Origin of the sequence: Kribbella sp. NBC_00662, assembly GCF_041430295.1 — a bacterium.
Lineage (GTDB): Bacteria > Actinomycetota > Actinomycetes > Propionibacteriales > Kribbellaceae > Kribbella.
In genome coordinates this window covers 6550221-6567199 of record NZ_CP109029.1, presented here as the reverse complement: position 1 = coordinate 6567199, position 16979 = coordinate 6550221, and the positions used below count along the sequence as shown (strand labels likewise).

Sequence of the window (16979 nt, the reverse complement as noted above, 5' to 3'; positions counted from 1 at the left end):
ATCCGTTCCGCTTGCCCCTTCTCTGCTCGTATGAAGGTGGAGAAGGGGCAACACCAGGGGAGAACCTCACAACCAGCCGACTTTGCGGAAGAACCGGTACATGGTGGAGCAGACGATGGCCATCAGGAGCAGTACGGCGTAGTAGCCGTAGTGCCAGCGGAGTTCTGGCATGTTGTCGAAGTTCATGCCGTAGATGCCTGCCAGCATCGTCGGGACTGCCGCGATGGCGACCCACGCCGAGATCTTGCGCATGTCGTCGTTCTGCTGGACCGACACGCGTGCCAGGTGTGCGTTCAGCGCCGACTGGAGCAGCGTGTCGATCGCCTCGGTCTGGTCGGAGACCCGGCTCAGGTGGTCGGCGACGTCGCGGAAGAACGGGCTCGCCTTCGGGCCGAGGCCGGCGACGCCGTGCGCGAACTCCTCCATCGGTTCCCGCAGCGGATCGATCGCCCTTCGCATCTCCAGCACCTCGCGCTTGAGCCGGTAGATCCGCTCCGCGTCGCTCGTCCGCTCGGGGGAGAACACCGAGCTCTCGATCTCGTCGACATCGATCTCGACCTGTTCGGCGACGACCTCGTACTGATCGACGATCGCGTCGCAGATCGCCCACAGTACGGCGGCCGGACCGTGCCCGAGCATCGATGCGCGCTCCTCGAGTTGATGCCGCGTGGTGGCGAGCTCGCCGCCTTCCCCGTGCCGCACCGTCACGACGTACCGCTGCCCGATGAACGCGGTCACCTGCCCGGTCTCGACCGCGTCGCCCTCGTCGACGTACCAGAGGGTCCGCAGTACGACGAGGATCATGTCGCCGAACCGCTCGACCTTCGGCCGCTGGTGGATCTGCAGCGCGTCCTCGACCGCGAGATCGTGCAGGTCGAACAGCTGCTGCACCCGCGCCATCTCCGCGTCCGACGGGTCGTGCAGCCCGATCCACCCGAACGATTCGTGATCGTCGTCGATGGCCTGGGCAACGGTCTCGGGGTCCTTGGGCAGATCCCGCCGTTCCCCCTCGGCGTACACCCCGCAATCCACGATCACACCACCCATCATGGCACCACGACTTGAGAGACCGGATAACGTGCACACCATGCCCACGGTGATTCTGGTCCGCCACGGTCGTAGTGCCGCGAACACTTCCGGCACGCTGGCCGGTCGTACTCCCGGTGTGAAGCTGGACGAGACCGGCGTCAAACAGGCCGAGGCGGTCGCGGAGCGGCTGGCCGGGCTGCCGCTGGCCGCGATCGTCACGTCGCCGCTCGAGCGCTGCAAGCAGACCGCGGCCGCGATCGCGAAGCACCACGCCGAGCACCATCCCGACCGGCGTCCGGTGTTGCGTCCGGCAACCGACCGGCGGCTGACCGAGTGCGGGTACGGCGACTGGACCGGCAAGAAGATCGCGACCCTGGCGAAGGACCCGCTCTGGACCGTCGTCCAGCAGCACCCGTCGGCGGTCACGTTCCCGAACGGCGAGTCGATGCGCGCGATGCAGCAGCGCGCGGTCGACGCGATCCGGGCGCACGACGCGGCGCTCGCGACGAGCCACGGCAACAACGCGATCTGGGTCGCGGTCTCGCACGGCGACGTGATCAAGGCGATCGTGGCGGATGCCCTCGGCCAGCACCTGGACACGTTCCAGCGGATCGTCGTCGACACCGCCTCGACCACGATCATCACCTACACCGCGACCCGCCCGTTCCTGGTCCGCCTGAACGACTCCGGCAGCGAGCTCGCCTCCCTGGTCCCTAAGCCGACAGCGAAAGGCAAGCCCAAGAAGCAGTCCTCGGACGCGGTCGTCGGCGGACGGTAATAGGGTCTAGATATGGCGCGAGTTGTACATACCTACGACGACCCCGAGCGGTTCGTCGCCGGCACCGTGGGGGAGCCCGGTGCGAGGACGTTCTTCCTGCAGGCCCGGGCCGGGCAACGGCTGACGTCGGTCGCGTGCGAGAAGGAACAGGTGATGGCACTCGCGGAGCGCCTCGACGTGATGCTCGACGAGGTCGCCCGGCGTTTCGACCGTGACCCGGTCACCCAGACCGCGGCGGACGACACCGCGCCGCTGGAGCAGCCGATCGAGGAGGAGTTCCGGGCCGGCACGATGACGCTGGCCTGGGAGGCCGACGCCGAGCGCGTGGTGATCGAGGTGTTCGCGGTGGTCACCGGTGAGCAGGCCGACCTCGAGGAGACCGACCCGGTCACCGCCGCGATGGAGTCCGACGACGCCGAGGTGTTCATCGTCCGGATCACCGAGGAGCAGGCCAGGGCGTTCGCCCGGCGCGCGGTCGCGCTGGTCGCGTCCGGCCGCCCGAGCTGCCCGTTCTGTGGCCGGCCGATCGACGCCGACGGCCACATCTGCCCCCGGGCCAACGGCTACCGCAGGCACTTGCCGGAATGACGATCGATCCGGAGCTCCTTGCTCTAGGGGAGCTGTCGTTGCACGGCCGCCTCGTCGCGGCCTCGAACGGTACCTACCAGGGCTCGGTCAGCCTGAACGGCCAGACCGCGACGGTGGTGTACAAGCCGATCGAGGGAGAGCGCCCGCTCTGGGACTTCCCCGACGGCACGCTGGCCCAGCGGGAGTTCGCGGCGTACGTCGTCTCCGAGGCGCTCGGCTGGTCGGTGGTGCCGCCGACGCTGTTGCGGGACGGGCCGCTCGGCGAGGGCATGGTCCAGCTGTGGATCGACGAGGCCGAGCTCGGCGCGGGGGAGACCGAGCTGGTCGACATCGTCCCGCAGGGCCGCGTGCCCAAGGGCTGGGTCGACGTACTCGAAGCGCTCGACGGCCGCCACAACCCGGTCACGCTCGTCCACGCGGACAACGAAGCCCTGAAGCGGATGGCCGTGTTCGATGCCGTGGTCAACAATGCCGACCGCAAGGGCGGCCACGTGCTGAACCCGGGTGACGGCCGGGTGTACGGCGTGGATCACGGTGTCACGTTCAACGCCGACGACAAGCTGCGCACGGTGCTGTGGGGCTGGGCCGGTGATCCGATCCCGGCCGGCCTGCTGGACGACGTACGCCGGTTGGCCGATCAGCTCGCTGGTGGCTTCGGGCAACAATTGTGCGAGCTGATCACCACGGTCGAGCTGACCGCGACCCGCGAGCGCTGCGCGACGCTGCTGAAGACGGGGACGTTCCCGTATCCGAGCGACGACTGGCCCGCGATTCCCTGGCCGGCCTTCTAGACCTTCGGCTCGACGCTGACGTTCCCGATCCGGCCGAGGTCGTCGAACGCTGCGAGGACGACGCTGCCGTTCGGCGCCGTGGCGCGGATCGCGTCCGGCTCCTCGTCGTACGGCAGGCCGAAGTTCTGGAAGTACCCGCGGACGACCTGCCGATGGTCGGACGGGAACACACTCACCGCCGTCATCAGCAGCCGCGGTGTGGCGATCGCGTCGAAGCCGGCCAGCGGCAGCTGCTCGTCCGCAACATGCAGATACACGTGCCCGCGGCCCTCGTTGATCGCGGTCGACCAGACCCCACGACCACCCAGTACGGCGCCCGCCGTGATCGCCAGCGTGATCGCGGCCTGCGCCGGCTGCGGGAACCCGCTCAGGTCCGGGCTGTCCGCGGTGAACTCGCTGATCCCGTGCTGCCGGCCGAACTCACGGACCGCCAGCGTCGGCGCCACAGCCGGAGCGTCGGCTCCGAAGCCCGGGTTCGCCCAGCCCCACAACCAGGTCTGGTCGAGCTCGGAGAAACTCCCGAGCAGCGACACCCCGCCGAGTTGGCCGCGTTCGCCGGTCAGCGTCCGGGCGTCGAGGTCGGCCTGCAACGGATCCGGTCCGACCGACTCGTTGAACAGGTCCTGCTGCTGGATCGCGGCGGCGGCGATCCAGCCGCCGAACGCCTGGAACTCGGGACTGAAGTCAGCGCTCATCGCGGCGACGTTAGCGGCACCAGGGGGCCAGGCGGTGGAGGGACCACAGATTGGAACCGTGTCGCGTCATTGAAAATCGGACTGGCATAAGCTCCGACACATGCAGGCGTGGACGAAACCAGACATCCCGGTCGTACCCGGGCCGGCCCGGCGGCTGCGCCTCTACGACACCGCTTCCCGCGGCCTGGTCGAGGTGCCCCCGACGGACAGCGCGACCGCCCGGATGTATGTGTGCGGCATCACGCCGTACGACGCGACGCACATGGGCCACGCGGCGACGTACGTCACGTTCGACCTGATCAACCGGATGTGGCGGGACAGCGGGTACGACGTCCACTACACGCAGAACATCACCGACGTCGACGATCCGCTGCTCGAGCGTGCGACGGCGACCGGGGTCGAGTGGACCGATCTCGCGGCGCAGGAGATCCAGCTGTTCCGCGACGACATGACCGCGCTGCGCGTGATCCCGCCGCAGAACTACATCGGCGTCGTCGAGTCGATCGACCTGGTCTCCGACGCAGTCGAGGACCTGCGCCGGGCCGGGGCCGTGTACTCCGTCGACGGCGATCTGTACTTCGCCGTGAAGACCGACCCGCTGTTCGGCGGCGTGTCGAACTACGACCGGGAGACGATGACGGAGCTGTTCGCGGAACGCGGCGGCGACCCGGATCGCGAGGGCAAGCAGGACCCGCTGGACAGCCTGCTGTGGCGGCACGAGCGGCCGGGGGAGCCCGCGTGGGACTCGGCGCTCGGACGCGGCCGCCCGGGGTGGCACGTGGAGTGCTCGGCGATTGCGCTGAAGTACCTCGGGATGACGTTCGACGTCCAGGGCGGCGGGACCGACCTGATCTTCCCGCACCACGAGATGTCGGCGAGCGGTGCGCAGGTGGCGACCGGCGAGCACCCGTTCGCACGGGCGTACGTGCACCAGGCGATGGTCGGTCTGGACGGCGAGAAGATGTCGAAGTCCAAGGGCAACCTGGTGCTGGTGTCGAAGGAGCGGCTGGCGGGCGCGGATCCGATGGCGATCCGGCTGGCGCTGCTCACCCATCACTACCGCACCGACTGGTTCTGGATGACCACAGACCTGACGGATGCGCAGGCGCGGCTGGATGTCTGGCGAGGCGCGATCGGTCGCGGCTCCGGGCCGGATGGTGCGGCCGCGGTTGATGCCCTCAGGGCGGCGCTGGCGAACGATCTGGACACCGTGGGTGCACTGGCCGTAGTGGACGCTTGGGCCGAGACCGAAGGCGACGATCACGAGGCTCCTGCCCTGGTCTCCCAGGCAGTAGATGCTCTGCTCGGTGTGAAGCTGTAAGACAAAGGCCCCGACCGGATGGTCGGGGCCTTCAGCTGTCAGCCGGTGACTGGCTGGTGGGTCTTCACCGGCGTGGGGACCGGCGCGGCCGGCGGGGTGTCGAGCTGGGGCGGGGCCGGGTTCGCCGGTTTCGGCGTCGGCTTGGGCTTGGCGGCCGGCTTGGCGCAGGTCGCCGACGCCAGGTTGATGACCTCGGCGCCGCCGCCGAGGTTGATGCTCAGGCCGGTGATCGTGAACGAGCCGTCCGAGTGCTTGCCCTGGCTGTTGACGCTGATCGCCGCCAGCGGGTTGGACGGCAGCGACGCGCCCTGCTTGGTGCTGGGCAGCTTCAGGGTCTGGCCGAGCAAGGTGATCGCGCCGAGGTCCACGCCGCCGGAGTCACCCGAGCAGTAGACGTTGAGCGAGTCGATCGCGAGCAGCGACGTCGGCGGGTTGAGCAGCAGGTTGCACAGGTCGGGGAGGTTCTTGACCGGCAGGTCCTTGGTGCTCAGCTTCGGCAGCGGCAGACCCAGGTCGGGCAGCGCGATGTCCGGCAGCGGCAGGTCGTCCGCGCCGGTCTTCGGCAGGCTGGCGCACTGCTGCTTCAGCTCCGGCGGGATCTGCACCTGGCTCAGGATGTCCGGACCGACCACGATGTCGAACAGCTCGACCGACGCCGAGTCGTTGCCGGCGGTCGCCGTGCCGGCGCGGACCGAGAGCAGCGGGTTCTTCGGGAGCTCCAGCGCGGACGTCGTCTGCCGCTTGCCGTCGAGCGATTCGGCGTACGGCGTCTTCGCGATCGGCACCTGGCCTTCCGCGCTCACGGCGTACGCCGAGGACGGCCGGGCCGCGGCGTTGCCGACCGGCGCACTGGCGACCAGGCTGAACGTCACGACGCCTGCCACGGCCGCGGCCGTGAGGATCGTCGGAGTCAACTGTCGTCGCATCGGAATCTCCTTATTTGCTGTCGATCAGGACGAGCGTCCCGAGCGGTACCTTCTGCAGATCGGCGAGGGCGGTCTTCGGCACCCGGACGCAGCCCGCGCTGATCGCCGCCCCGAACACGTGCGGATTCGGCCAGCCGTGGATCGCGACCGTACCAGGTCCGCCACCGAACGTGTCCAAGGTGGGACTGTGTGCACCCAACGGGAGCACGATCGGCGACGCCGACCGCTTGTGGTCGATGATCGAGCCGAGCAGGAACGTCCGGCCGGGCGGCGTCGGCGTCTTCTTCGCGCCGACCCCGGCCTTCCAGGTGCCCAGGCTCTTGTTCTTGTCGAACAGCTCGATGGTCCGCGAGCTGGTGTGCACGCGGATCAGGTACGACGAGGTTGCCCGGTCGAGGTCGTCGTCCTGGAGCCAACCCGTCGACCGGTTCGGCTTGGAGGGGAGCAGGACGCGGACCCAGCCGTCGGTCTGCTCGACCACCGGCAACCATGTCGGGCCGAACTGGGTCGGGCCGATCTTGCCGATCGCGTCGGCGTCCGGAGCCGTGAAGAGCGCGGCCTCGGCGCGGGGGTGGACGACGAGTCCACCAGTGCCGGTGAACGGTTGCGTGTCGAGCGGAGCGGTCGCGATCGTGGTGGCGGTCGTCGAGGCCGTCAGCGTGGCGAGGTCGACGGTGACGTGCTTCGTCTTGTTGCCGAAGATGCCGACCGCGGCGACGATGCCGAGCAGCACGAGCACAGCGAGGGCAGGGATCGAAGTACCGCCCCGCTCGTTGCGCATGTCACTCCCCGTGCTCCCGGTGACGGCACGCCGTCACCCCCCAGTTGTCCGGACGAGAATAAACCCATTGGTAACAACGCGCCATGCCCGGCTGGGTTACGTGGTCGAGTAGTGCGCGGCGACCTCGTCACTCGTCGTCAACCAGACGTCGCTCTGCGCCGCGATGTACTCCAGCGCGAGGTTCAGGTACTTCGCCCGGAACGGCTGCCCGATCACGAACGGATGCAGTGCGAGTGCCATCACCCGGCCGCCCTCTTCCCGCAGTACGTCGTACTGGTCCTTGACCATCTGCAGGAAGTCGGGACCCGACAGGCCGCGGAGGAACAGGCCGAGGTCGTTGAGCTCGAGGGTGTACGGGACGCTGAGCATGCCGGGCAGGTTCAGGCGGTACGGCTGGTCGTCGTTGGTCCAGTCGAGGACGTACTGGTAGCCGAGCTCGGCGAGCAGTTCCGGGGTGTGGTGGGTCTCGGTCAGCGCCGGCCCCATCCAGCCCTTCGGTCGCTTGCCGGTGGCGGTCTCGATCGTGGTCGTGATGTCGGTGAGGATGCGGCGTTCCTCGTCCGGTTCGTAACCGGTGTGCAGGATCGAGTTGGTCTGCCCGTGCGCCAGCCAGGCCCAGTCGCGTTCGACGCCGGCCTTGATGATCTGCGGGTTGTGCTCGGCAACCATCGAGTTGACCAGAGCGCTCGCGCGGACGCCGTACCGGTCGAGGATGTCGATCGTGCGCCAGACGCCGACGCGGGCGCCGTACTCGCGCCAGCCGTGGTTGAGGGCATCGGGCTCGACGTCGAGCGGCCAGATGCTGGTGGAGGGTTCGTCGGGCAGGAAGTGCTCGATGTTGAGCCCGACGTAGAAGGCCACGCGCTTGCCGTCGGGCCAGTCGAGGGCGGGTCGTTCAGTGATCGGGCTGTACTCGTAAAGGGAGTCGTAGAGCGTCATACCGGGACGGTAAAGTCTGACATCAATGTCAGGTTCAAGTCCTGGAGGCGGTGTGCGGATCGGGGAGCTGGCGGAGCGGGCCGGGGTGAGTGTGCGGTCGCTGCGGTACTACGAAGCGCAGGGCCTGCTCGTCTCGGAGCGGACCGCCGGCGGCCAGCGTGAGTACGCCGAACGCGCCGTCGACCGGGTGATCCTGATCCAGGAGCTGCTCGCCGCCGGCCTGCACAGCAAGAAGATCGCGCAGCTGCTGCCGTGCATGCGGGACCCGGACGGCGGCCCGAACGAGCGGGCCACACCCGAACTCGTCACCGAACTCACCGCCGAGCGGGACCGGATCGACCAGATGATCGCCGACCTGGTCACCTCCCGCGCCGTTCTCGACGACGTCATCACCACCGCGACGCGGGAGATGCCGATCTAGGTCCTGTCTGGTAATCCATCGCCTACTGCGGGGCACTCGGCACGGCACCTCGCCGCACCGAGCACCTCCTCGCTACGGCGCTGGATCACCAGACAGGACCTAGTCGCTCGGGTGGTTCTTGTTGCGCCGCCTGAGGTACCGCTCGAACTCCGCCGCGATCGCCTCGCCGGTGGCTTCCGGGAGGTCGGCGGTGTCGCGCTGCTCCTCGAGGGACTGGACGTACTCCGCGACCTCGGGGTCCTCTTCGCTCAGCTCGTCCGCGCCGCGCTGCCAGGCGCGGGCCAGCTCCGGCAGCTCGCCCTCGGGGATGGCCAGGTCGAGCAGCGCCTCGATCTTGCCGAGCAAGGCGAGTGAGGCCTTCGGGCAGGGCGTGCCGGCGATGTAGTGCGGGATCGCAGACCAGATCGAGACCGACGGAACGCCGAGCGTCGTGCACAGATCGGCGAAGACGCCGGTGATGCCGGTCGGGCCTTCGTACGTCGACGCCTCGAGGCTCCACGACGCGGTGAGCTCCGGGTCCGAGGACGTTGCGGAGACCGGGATCGGCCGGGTGTGCGGCGAGTCCGCGAGCAGCGCGCCGAGCACGACGACGATCTGCGCGTTGGACTCGTCGACGATCTCCAGCAGCTCGCGGGAGAACGCACGCCAGCGCATGTTCGGCTCGATGCCGCGGATCAGCAGTACGTCGCGACCGGTGTCGTCGGGCCGCGCCAGGTAGATCCGGGTCGTCGGCCAGGTCAGCCGCCGGACGCCGTCCTCGTCGATGCCGACCTGGGGACGGTTCACCTGGAAGTCGTAGTAGTCCTCGGGGTCGATCGCCGTGACGAGCTCCGCGTCCCACTCGTCCACGAGATGGTCGACCGCTCCGGTGGCCGCCTCGGCCGCGTCGTTCCAGCCTTCGAACGCGGCGATCACGACCGGGTCCCTCAGGTTCGCGAGGTCAACCACTCGCAGGCCCCCTGTCGTCTCTGTAGGCAATCCGGCGGGAAACCGGACTGCCAGCCTACGTGTTCCGGCCCGGCGGTGTGCCCGGTTTCACGCCCAGCGGAACGTGTCGATGAGACCCGAAATGTCCGGACCAGGCCTGACCAGGGAGAATGGACCCGAGCTGATCGGTGGAGACGGCCATCGACGACGTGTGAGGAGCGGTAGTTGCCGGCCCTGCAAGCGGTGCTGTGGGACATGGACGGGACGTTGGTCGACTCCGAGAAGGTCTGGGCGGAGGTCCAGCTGGAGCTGCTCGCCGAGCTCGGCGCCACCTGGACGATCGAGGACTGCATGAGCCTGATCGGCAGCGATCTGCGGGACGCGGTCGAGGTCTGGATGGCGCGGATCCCGGCCGGTGTGATCACCGCCGGGGAGCTGGCCGACCGGATGTTCTCCGAGGTGATCGAGGCGCTCCGCAAGGAGGTCACGTTCCAGCCCGGTGCGCTCGAGCTGCTGCAGGCGCTGCGCAAGGAGGACGTGCCGTGCGCGCTGGTCTCGGCGTCGTACCGGCAGATGATCGACGCCGTGCTCCTGCACCTGCCGCCGGATCCGTTCGACGTGATCGTCGCCGGCGACGAGGTGACGCTCGGCAAGCCGAACCCGGAGCCGTACCTGACCGCCGCCGCCAAGCTCGGCGTCGACCCGGCCAACTGCGTGGTGATCGAGGACTCGATGACGGGCACCCAGGCCGGTACGGCGGCCGGCGCGTACGTCGTCGCAGTACCGCAGTGGATCACGATCCCCGAGGCGCCACGCCGTCTCGTGGTCAAGTCGCTCGAACCGCTCACCCCGGAGTCCCTGCGCTCCCTGCTCCATTGACGAGCTACCGTCACTTGGTGCCTTCGGGGGCGTTGTTCGGGTAATGGCTGGGGAGAGTGAGACGGTGAGCAAGTGGGTGCGCCGGATGTCGGCGGCCGTGGCGGTGGGCGCCCTGGGGGTGTCCCTGGCTGCCTGCGGTCAGCCCGACGACAATGCGCCGCACCCGGGGGAGTCGTCGCCGAAGCTGATGCTGTTCCGGGTGGCGACCACCGACTCGATCTCCTCGCTCGACCCGGCCGGGCCGTACGACGCCGGCTCGCGCACCGTCCAGGCGAACCTGTACCAGACGCTGCTGACGATCCTGCCCGACAAACCGACGCCGGTGCCGGACGCGGCGGACTGCCAGTTCGACTCGCCGACGACGTACACGTGCAGCCTGAAGGAGCATCTGACCTTCCCGAACGGGCACGAGTTGACCTCGTCGGACGTGAAGTTCAGCTTCGACCGGATGGTCCGGCTGAAGACGCCAGGGGGAGCGTCGCACCTGTTCTCGTCGGTGAAGTCCGTGAGTACTCCGGACGACCTGACCGCGGTGTTCAACCTCACCAGCCCCGACGCCCGGCTGCCGTACCTGCTGACCACGACCGCCGCGTCGATCGTCGACGAGCAGTCGTACCCGGCGAACAAGCTGCTCGAGACGAAGGCGATCGGCAGCGGGCCGTACCAGCTCGCGGCGTACAAACCTGGTGAGGAGGTCACGCTCGCCAAGTTCGCCGGCTACAAGGGTCCGCGGGCGGCGCAGAACGACGGCGTCACGATCAGCCTGATGAAGGACTCGACCGCGCTCTACCGGGCCGTCACCAGCGGCAAGGCGGACGTCGCGTACCACGGGTTCGGCCCGAGCCTGCTGGACAAGTTGCGCAAGTCCGACCAGGTGCAGGTGGTCGAGACCGACTCCGCCGAGATCCGGTTCTTCGCCTTCCAGATGAAGTCGCTGCTGGCCCGCAAGCCGGCGATCCGGCAAGCGGTCGCCCAGCTGATCGACCGCCCGGCGATCGCGAAGAAGGCGTACGGCGACCGCGTGTCGCCGCTGTACTCCGTGGTGCCGCCCGGGTTCGGCGGTCAGACCGACGCGTTCAAGACGGAGTACAAGCAGCCGAGCAAGACCGCGGCCGCGGCGATCCTCAAGGCCGCGAACATCGCCGCGCCGGTCCCGCTGACGGTCGGCTGGACACCGACCCAGTTCGGCACCGGCGCGAAGGCCGAAGTACTCGAGCTGAAGCGTCAGCTGGAGGCGTCCGGGTTGTTCCGGGTGACCCTGCGGAGCGCGGAGTGGCCGCAGTACCAGCAGGCGGCCAAGGCCGGGGCGTACGACCTGTACCAGTTCGGATGGATCCCGGAGTACCCGGACGCCGACGACTACCTCGCGCCGTTCGTCACCGACGTACCGTTCCAGAACGGGTACCGTTCGGCCGCGGCCACGAAGCTGTTGCAGCAGCAACGGACCGAGCAGAACGGACTGAAGCGCGACGAGCTGATCGGTCAGCTACAGACCGTGATCGCGCGGGAGGTGCCGGTGATCCCGAGCTGGCAGGGCCGGGTCGCCGTGGTGGCCCGCAACGACGTCGAGAACGTGCAGCCGGCCATCGATCCGTTCTCGTTCCTCTACCTGTCGGGATTACGGCGCTGAAATCGGGCAAATACGGCCCTGATCACGGCACTGACACAAAAATGCCATGGCAGTAACGGTTGGCGAGGCCCCGGCGACCGTGGGTGCGACACCGTGGTTTACTGCGGAACGTCCACGATACGGGACGATTTCCTGACGATCACGATCGGGCAACGCAGCACTTTCCGCGTTTGACTCCGCGCTGTAATGGCGGCAGGTTAAGGCCGCAGCCATACGGGATTTCGTTCCTGTTCAAACCGAACCAGGCAGGGGTACCCATCGCGTGAGCGCGCCACTCGAGGTCGAGCCCGGAGCATCGTCGGCCCAGCCGGACGCCATCCTCGAGGGCGTCGGCAAGATCGAGGGCAGGTCGCTCTGGCAGATCTCCTGGATGCGGCTCAAGCGCGACAAGATCGCGATCGCCGGCGGCATCTTCGTGGTCTTCCTGATGCTGGTCGCGATCTTCGCGCCGCTGCTGTGCAAGCTGGTCGGGGTCACCCCGAACGACTTCCACCAGGACCTCGTCGACGCCTCACTGCAGACCCCGATCGGCAAGCTCGGCGGGATCAGCTGGGACCACCCGTTCGGGGTCGAACCGGTGAACGGCCGCGACATCTTCGCCCGGATCGTCTACGGCGCCCGGATCTCGCTGCTGATCGCGTTCCTCGCGACGCTGCTGTCGGTGGTCATCGGGGTCGTGATGGGCATCATCGCCGGGTACTTCGGCGGCTGGGTCGACACGCTGATCAGCCGCTTGATGGACATCTTCCTGGCGTTCCCGCTGGTGCTGTTCGCGCTGGCGCTGGTCGGCGCCATCCCGGACTCGGTCCTCGGGCTGACGGGTGACCCGCTGCGGGTCGCCCTCATCGTCTTCATCATCGGCTTCTTCAGCTGGCCCTACATCGGCCGGATCATCCGCGGTCAGACCCTGTCGCTGCGGGAGCGGGAGTTCGTCGACGCGGCGCGCAGTCTCGGCGCCCGCCGTCCGTACATCCTGTTCACCGAACTGCTGCCGAACCTGATCGCCCCGATCCTGGTCTACGCCACGCTGCTGATCCCGACCAACGTCCTCTTCGAGGCCGGCCTGTCGTACCTCGGCGTCGGTGTCCGCCCGCCGACGGCCAGCTGGGGCGACATGCTGTCGATCGCCGCGAAGTGGTACCAGGTCGACCCGATGTACATGGTTCCGCCCGGCCTGTCGATCTTCATCACGGTGCTGGCCTTCAACCTGTTCGGCGACGGACTGCGTGACGCGTTGGACCCGCGGTCGCGATAGGACTTCTCTCCAACCAGGGAGCCTGGGCTCTCACGAAAAAAGGGGTGCAACAAAAGATGAGATGGAATCGCATCACGACGGCGACCGCCGTCAGTGCGGCCGTCGCCTTGAGCCTGGTGGCTTGTGGGGGACCCAAGGCTACGCCCGGAGGGTCCGCGAGCAACGGGAGCTCCGCGACACCGGAGTTCAACGCGGCCGTCGGCAAGGTGTTCAACCCGAGCGACAAGAAGGGTGGCACGCTGCGGATGGCGATCACCCAGAACTGGGACTCGACCGACCCGGGTGACACCTACTACGGCCTGTCCTGGAACCTGGTCCGCAACTACGTCCGTCCGCTGATGACGTTTGCGGCCAAGCCGGGCGCCGAGGGCGCCAAGCCGGTGCCGGACCTCGCCGAGGCTCCGGGCGTGCCGAGCGACGGCGCGAAGACCTGGACCTACAAGATTCGCAAGGGCGTGAAGTTCGAGGACGGCACCGAGGTCACCTCGGCCGACGTCAAGTACGCCGTCGCGCGGTCGCTGGACAAGACCACGCTGCCGAACGGCCCGACGTACTTCAACGACTTCCTGCTGGACATCCCCAAGGGCTACAGCGTCTACAAGGACCCGTCGCTGGCCGGGGTGGCGAAGGCGATCACGACGCCCGATCCGAACACGATCGTGTTCCACCTGAACAAGCCGTTCTCGAGCTTCGACTACTTCGCCCAGCTCCCGTCGACGGCCCCGGTGCCGAAGGCGAAGGACACCGGCGCGAAGTACAAGGAGCACCCGATCGCGACCGGCCCGTACAAGTTCGAGAGCTACAACGCGAACACCGGGCTGAGCCTGATCCGCAACGACCAGTACGACCCGGCGACCGACCCCGACTCGGGCCGTAAGGCGCTGCCGGACAAGATCACCGTGGCGTTCAACGTCGAGGGCACCGACATCGACAACCGGCTGCTGGCCGGCGACCTCGACGTCGACATCGCCGGTACCGGCGTGCAGCCGGAGACCCAGGCGAAGATCCTGGCCGACCCGAAGCTGAAGGCGCACGCCGACAACGTGCCGGCGCCTCGCCTGAACTTCACGGTTCTGAACAGCCAGGTCGCGCCGCTCGACAACGTGAACTGCCGCAAGGCCGTTCTGTACGCCGCCGACCACGAGGGCTACCAGCGTGCCTACGGCGGTCCGATCGGTGGCGACATCGCGACGAACCTGATGCCGCCGGGCGTGACCGGAGCCGAGAGCTTCGACGACTACGGCTTCCTGACCGACAAGAACGGCAACGTCGACAAGGCCAAGCAGGCCCTGCAGGCGTGTGGCCAGCCGAACGGCTTCGCGATGAACATCGCGTACCGCGCCGACCGGGCCAAGGAGAAGGCGGTCGCCGAGACGCTGCAGCAGTCGCTGAAGCGCGTCGGTATCAACCTGACCACCAAGCCCTACCCGACCGGTGACTACACCAAGCTGTACGCCGGCAAGCCGGACTTCGCCAAGGCGAACAAGCTCGGCCTGATCGTCTACAGCTGGGGCGCGGACTGGAACGACGGCTTCGGCTTCCTGAGCCAGATCGTCGACAGCCGGGTCATCCGGGACACCGGTGGTAACACCAACCTGGGTATCCGCATCCCCGAGGTCGACAAGCTGATCGACCAGGCGATGTCCACCACCGACGAGGCCGCCCGTAACAAGTTGTGGGTCGACGTCGACAAGAAGGTCATGGAGCAGGCGGCGGCGCTGCCGGGCATCTGGGCCAAGGGCCTGCTGTACCGTCCGGACACGCTGGCCAACGTCTTCACCAACGACGGTCAGAACATGTACGACTACGCGGCGATCGGACTCGCCCAGAAGTAGTTGCTCTGACCAACCATCATTTCGCCAGCAGAGGTAGGTGAAGGCTGATGGTGGCCGGTGATCAGCGATGATCACCGGCCACCGCGCCGCGCACGGTGCTCGCATATCTGATCCGCCGGGTGATCGGGGCAGTGATCCTGCTCTTCATCGTCACGGCAGTCACGTTCTCGATCTTCTTCCTGGTTCCGAAGCTCGGCGGCGCGACCGCCGACGACCTGGCCTCGCGTTATGTCGGTAAGAGCGTCGGCAAGGAGCAGATCCACGAGACCGCCGAGCGGCTCGGCTTCACCGATCCGCTCTACGTGCAGTACGGCCGGTTCGTCAAAGGCCTGGTCGTCGGGTCGGACTACAACTACGGTCCGGCCACCGAGCACTGCCCGGCCCCGTGCTTCGGCTACTCGTTCCTGACCCAGACCCCGGTCTGGCCGGACCTGGTCGCGCGAATACCGGTCACCGCCTCGCTGGCGGGTGGTGCGGCGTTCATCTGGCTCATCACCGGGGTCGGCACCGGCATCATCTCGGCACTGAGACGCGGGTCGGTCCTGGACCGATCGCTGATGACGGTGGCACTGGCCGGCGTCTCGCTGCCGATCTTCTTCACCGGTCTGCTGTCGCTGTCGATCTTCAGTTACGGCCTCGGCTGGACCGTGCAGGGCGGCACCAACCCGTTGGACGAGACCAATCCACTCTGGTGGGCGTACGACCTGATCCTCCCGTGGGTCACGCTCGCGTTCCTGTACGCCGCGGCGTACGCGCGACTCACCCGGGCCGGCATGCTCGAGACGATGAACGAGGACTTCGTCCGGACCGCGCGGGCCAAGGGCCTGACCGAGCGCGACGTCGTCATCAAGCACGGCCTGCGGTCCGCGCTGACGCCGATCCTGACCATCTTCGGTCTGGACCTGGGGCTGCTGCTCGGCGGTGCGATCCTGACCGAGACCACGTTCTCGCTGCCCGGCCTCGGCCAGTACGCCGTCATCGCTCTGCAGGCCAACGACCTGCCGAAGGTGCTCGGTGTGACGCTGATCGCGGCGTTCTTCATCGTGGTCGCGAACCTGGTCGTTGACCTCCTGTACGCCGTAGTCGACCCGAGGGTGCGCATCTCGTGACCGAACCGACCAACGAGGTACAAGAACCGGTCCAGCGGATCGAGCGCGGCGAGGCGTTCCTCGACGTACGCGACCTCAAGGTGCACTTCCCGACCGACGACGGTCTGGTCAAGTCGGTGGACGGCATCTCGTTCAAGCTGGAGCGGGGCAAGACCCTCGGCATCGTGGGCGAGTCCGGCTCCGGCAAGAGTGTGACGAGTCTGTCGATCATGGGCCTGCACCCGCCGGGTGTGGCCAGGATCAGCGGCCAGATCTTCCTGGACGGGCAGGACCTGGTCTCGGCGAGCCGGGAAGAGGTCCGGTTGCTGCGCGGCAAGCGGATGGCGATGATCTTCCAGGACCCGCTGTCGGCGATGCACCCGTTCTACACGGTCGGTCACCAGATCATCGAGGCCTACCGGGTGCACAACCAGGTCAGCAAGCAGGTCGCGAGGAAGCACGCGATCGAGATGCTCGACCGGGTCGGTATCCCGCAGCCGGACCGCCGCGTCGACGCGTACCCGCACCAGTTCTCCGGCGGTATGCGGCAGCGCGCGATGATCGCGATGGCGCTGTCGTGCGACCCGGACCTGCTGATCGCAGACGAGCCGACCACGGCCCTCGACGTCACCGTGCAGGCGCAGATCCTGGACCTGATCCGGGACCTGCAGCGCGAGTTCAACTCCGCCGTCATCATCATCACCCACGACCTCGGCGTGGTCGCGGAGCTGGCCGACGACATCCAGGTGATGTACGCCGGCCGCGCGGCCGAGTACGGCACCGCCGAGGAGATCTTCGACCAGCCGCTGCACCCGTACACCTGGGGTCTGCTCGGCTCGATGCCGCGGATCGACCGGGAGCGCTCCGAGCGGCTGATCCCGATCAAGGGCACGCCGCCGAGCCTGATCAACGTCCCGACCGGCTGTGCGTTCAACCCACGCTGCAACTACGCGCACCTGAACGGCGGTGCCAGCGAGACCGACCGGCCGGAGCTGCTCGACACCGGCAGCGGCCACATGGTCGCCTGCCATCTCTCCCCGCAGAACCGCCAGCAGGCGTGGGAGACCGACATCAAGCCGAAGCTGTGAACGGGACG

At 67.9% G+C, this 16979-nt stretch carries 17 protein-coding genes; 11 read left to right on the top strand and 6 right to left on the bottom strand.

Features of this window, described 5'->3' with window-relative positions; all coding sequences use genetic code 11:
* Positions 1 to 66 precede the first annotated feature (66 nt).
* Complete coding sequence (corA, locus tag OHA10_RS32480) at positions 67 to 1047, bottom strand: magnesium/cobalt transporter CorA (RefSeq protein WP_371408016.1); 981 nt, start codon at positions 1045 to 1047, stop codon at positions 67 to 69.
* Positions 1048 to 1087: 40 nt separating this feature from the next.
* Here corA and OHA10_RS32475 point away from each other — a divergent pair, with 40 nt between their 5' ends.
* From OHA10_RS32475 to OHA10_RS32465, 3 genes are read left to right on the top strand one after another with little or no spacing between them, the layout of a single operon-like run.
* Positions 1088 to 1807: a histidine phosphatase family protein gene (locus OHA10_RS32475; protein WP_371402575.1), complete on the top strand. Its 720-nt coding sequence runs from the start codon at positions 1088 to 1090 to the stop codon at positions 1805 to 1807.
* Positions 1808 to 1819: 12 nt separating this feature from the next.
* A complete protein-coding gene (locus OHA10_RS32470; protein WP_134100935.1) occupies positions 1820 to 2395 on the top strand; it encodes a DUF3090 family protein in 576 nt (191 codons plus the stop codon).
* Positions 2392 to 3186, top strand: coding sequence for an SCO1664 family protein (locus OHA10_RS32465; protein ID WP_371402574.1), 795 nt, complete (start codon positions 2392 to 2394; stop codon positions 3184 to 3186). Before OHA10_RS32470 ends, OHA10_RS32465 begins: the two co-directional genes overlap by 4 nt.
* Here the strand turns inward: OHA10_RS32465 and OHA10_RS32460 are convergent.
* Positions 3183 to 3881 (bottom strand): DUF6882 domain-containing protein, encoded by a 699-nt coding sequence (locus tag OHA10_RS32460; RefSeq protein ID WP_371402573.1) that lies wholly within the window; start codon positions 3879 to 3881, stop codon positions 3183 to 3185. The genes OHA10_RS32465 and OHA10_RS32460 overlap by 4 nt on opposite strands.
* 100 nt (positions 3882 to 3981) lie before the next feature.
* Between OHA10_RS32460 and mshC the strand changes: the two genes are divergently transcribed.
* Positions 3982 to 5202 (top strand): cysteine--1-D-myo-inosityl 2-amino-2-deoxy-alpha-D-glucopyranoside ligase, encoded by a 1221-nt coding sequence (gene mshC, locus OHA10_RS32455; RefSeq protein WP_371402572.1) that lies wholly within the window; start codon positions 3982 to 3984, stop codon positions 5200 to 5202.
* 38 nt (positions 5203 to 5240) lie between these two features.
* Here mshC and OHA10_RS32450 read toward each other — a convergent pair whose 3' ends face one another.
* The 3 genes from OHA10_RS32450 to OHA10_RS32440 all read right to left on the bottom strand — a co-directional run bounded on the left by OHA10_RS32450 (position 5241) and on the right by OHA10_RS32440 (position 7848).
* A complete protein-coding gene (locus OHA10_RS32450; protein ID WP_371402571.1) occupies positions 5241 to 6128 on the bottom strand; it encodes a hypothetical protein in 888 nt (295 codons plus the stop codon).
* Between the two features lie 10 nt (positions 6129 to 6138).
* Complete coding sequence (locus OHA10_RS32445) at positions 6139 to 6909, bottom strand: L,D-transpeptidase (protein WP_371402570.1); 771 nt, start codon at positions 6907 to 6909, stop codon at positions 6139 to 6141.
* A 96-nt stretch (positions 6910 to 7005) separates the two neighbouring features.
* Positions 7006 to 7848, bottom strand: coding sequence for a polysaccharide deacetylase family protein (locus tag OHA10_RS32440; RefSeq protein ID WP_371402569.1), 843 nt, complete (start codon positions 7846 to 7848; stop codon positions 7006 to 7008).
* Between the two features lie 52 nt (positions 7849 to 7900).
* Here OHA10_RS32440 and OHA10_RS32435 point away from each other — a divergent pair, with 52 nt between their 5' ends.
* Positions 7901 to 8269 (top strand): MerR family transcriptional regulator, encoded by a 369-nt coding sequence (locus tag OHA10_RS32435; RefSeq protein WP_371402568.1) that lies wholly within the window; start codon positions 7901 to 7903, stop codon positions 8267 to 8269.
* Between the two features lie 99 nt (positions 8270 to 8368).
* On the opposite strand, the gene OHA10_RS32430 is transcribed toward OHA10_RS32435, so the two are convergent.
* The gene (locus OHA10_RS32430) at positions 8369 to 9217 is read right to left on the bottom strand and encodes a PAC2 family protein (protein WP_371402567.1); all 849 of its coding nucleotides are present in this window, start codon (positions 9215 to 9217) and stop codon (positions 8369 to 8371) included.
* 204 nt (positions 9218 to 9421) lie between these two features.
* Between OHA10_RS32430 and OHA10_RS32425 the strand changes: the two genes are divergently transcribed.
* From OHA10_RS32425 to OHA10_RS32400, 6 genes are all read left to right on the top strand, one after another.
* The gene (locus OHA10_RS32425) at positions 9422 to 10075 is read left to right on the top strand and encodes an HAD family hydrolase (RefSeq protein ID WP_371402566.1); all 654 of its coding nucleotides are present in this window, start codon (positions 9422 to 9424) and stop codon (positions 10073 to 10075) included.
* 64 nt (positions 10076 to 10139) lie between these two features.
* On the top strand, positions 10140 to 11705 hold the full coding sequence (locus tag OHA10_RS32420) for an ABC transporter substrate-binding protein (protein WP_371402565.1): 1566 nt from the start codon (positions 10140 to 10142) through the stop codon (positions 11703 to 11705).
* 262 nt (positions 11706 to 11967) lie between these two features.
* Positions 11968 to 12960, top strand: a complete 993-nt coding sequence (locus tag OHA10_RS32415) for an ABC transporter permease (protein WP_137256892.1) — start codon at positions 11968 to 11970, stop codon at positions 12958 to 12960.
* 56 nt (positions 12961 to 13016) lie between these two features.
* The gene (locus OHA10_RS32410) at positions 13017 to 14795 is read left to right on the top strand and encodes an ABC transporter substrate-binding protein (RefSeq protein ID WP_371402564.1); all 1779 of its coding nucleotides are present in this window, start codon (positions 13017 to 13019) and stop codon (positions 14793 to 14795) included.
* Between the two features lie 95 nt (positions 14796 to 14890).
* Complete coding sequence (locus OHA10_RS32405) at positions 14891 to 15904, top strand: ABC transporter permease (RefSeq protein ID WP_371402563.1); 1014 nt, start codon at positions 14891 to 14893, stop codon at positions 15902 to 15904.
* Positions 15901 to 16971 carry an ABC transporter ATP-binding protein gene (locus OHA10_RS32400; RefSeq protein WP_371402562.1) on the top strand — a complete coding sequence of 357 codons (1071 nt, stop codon included), beginning with the start codon at positions 15901 to 15903 and terminating at the stop codon, positions 16969 to 16971. Before OHA10_RS32405 ends, OHA10_RS32400 begins: the two co-directional genes overlap by 4 nt.
* The last annotated feature ends 8 nt before the right edge of the window (positions 16972 to 16979 follow it).

Coding starts and splice junctions, on each gene's coding strand:
- corA (WP_371408016.1), bottom strand. CDS start 1,047: ATGGGTGGTGTGATCGTGGATTGCGGGGTGTACGCCGAGGGGGAACGG.
- OHA10_RS32475 (WP_371402575.1), top strand. CDS start 1,088: ATGCCCACGGTGATTCTGGTCCGCCACGGTCGTAGTGCCGCGAACACT.
- OHA10_RS32470 (WP_134100935.1), top strand. CDS start 1,820: ATGGCGCGAGTTGTACATACCTACGACGACCCCGAGCGGTTCGTCGCC.
- OHA10_RS32465 (WP_371402574.1), top strand. CDS start 2,392: ATGACGATCGATCCGGAGCTCCTTGCTCTAGGGGAGCTGTCGTTGCAC.
- OHA10_RS32460 (WP_371402573.1), bottom strand. CDS start 3,881: ATGAGCGCTGACTTCAGTCCCGAGTTCCAGGCGTTCGGCGGCTGGATC.
- mshC (WP_371402572.1), top strand. CDS start 3,982: ATGCAGGCGTGGACGAAACCAGACATCCCGGTCGTACCCGGGCCGGCC.
- OHA10_RS32450 (WP_371402571.1), bottom strand. CDS start 6,128: ATGCGACGACAGTTGACTCCGACGATCCTCACGGCCGCGGCCGTGGCA.
- OHA10_RS32445 (WP_371402570.1), bottom strand. CDS start 6,909: ATGCGCAACGAGCGGGGCGGTACTTCGATCCCTGCCCTCGCTGTGCTC.
- OHA10_RS32440 (WP_371402569.1), bottom strand. CDS start 7,848: ATGACGCTCTACGACTCCCTTTACGAGTACAGCCCGATCACTGAACGA.
- OHA10_RS32410 (WP_371402564.1), top strand. CDS start 13,017: ATGAGATGGAATCGCATCACGACGGCGACCGCCGTCAGTGCGGCCGTC.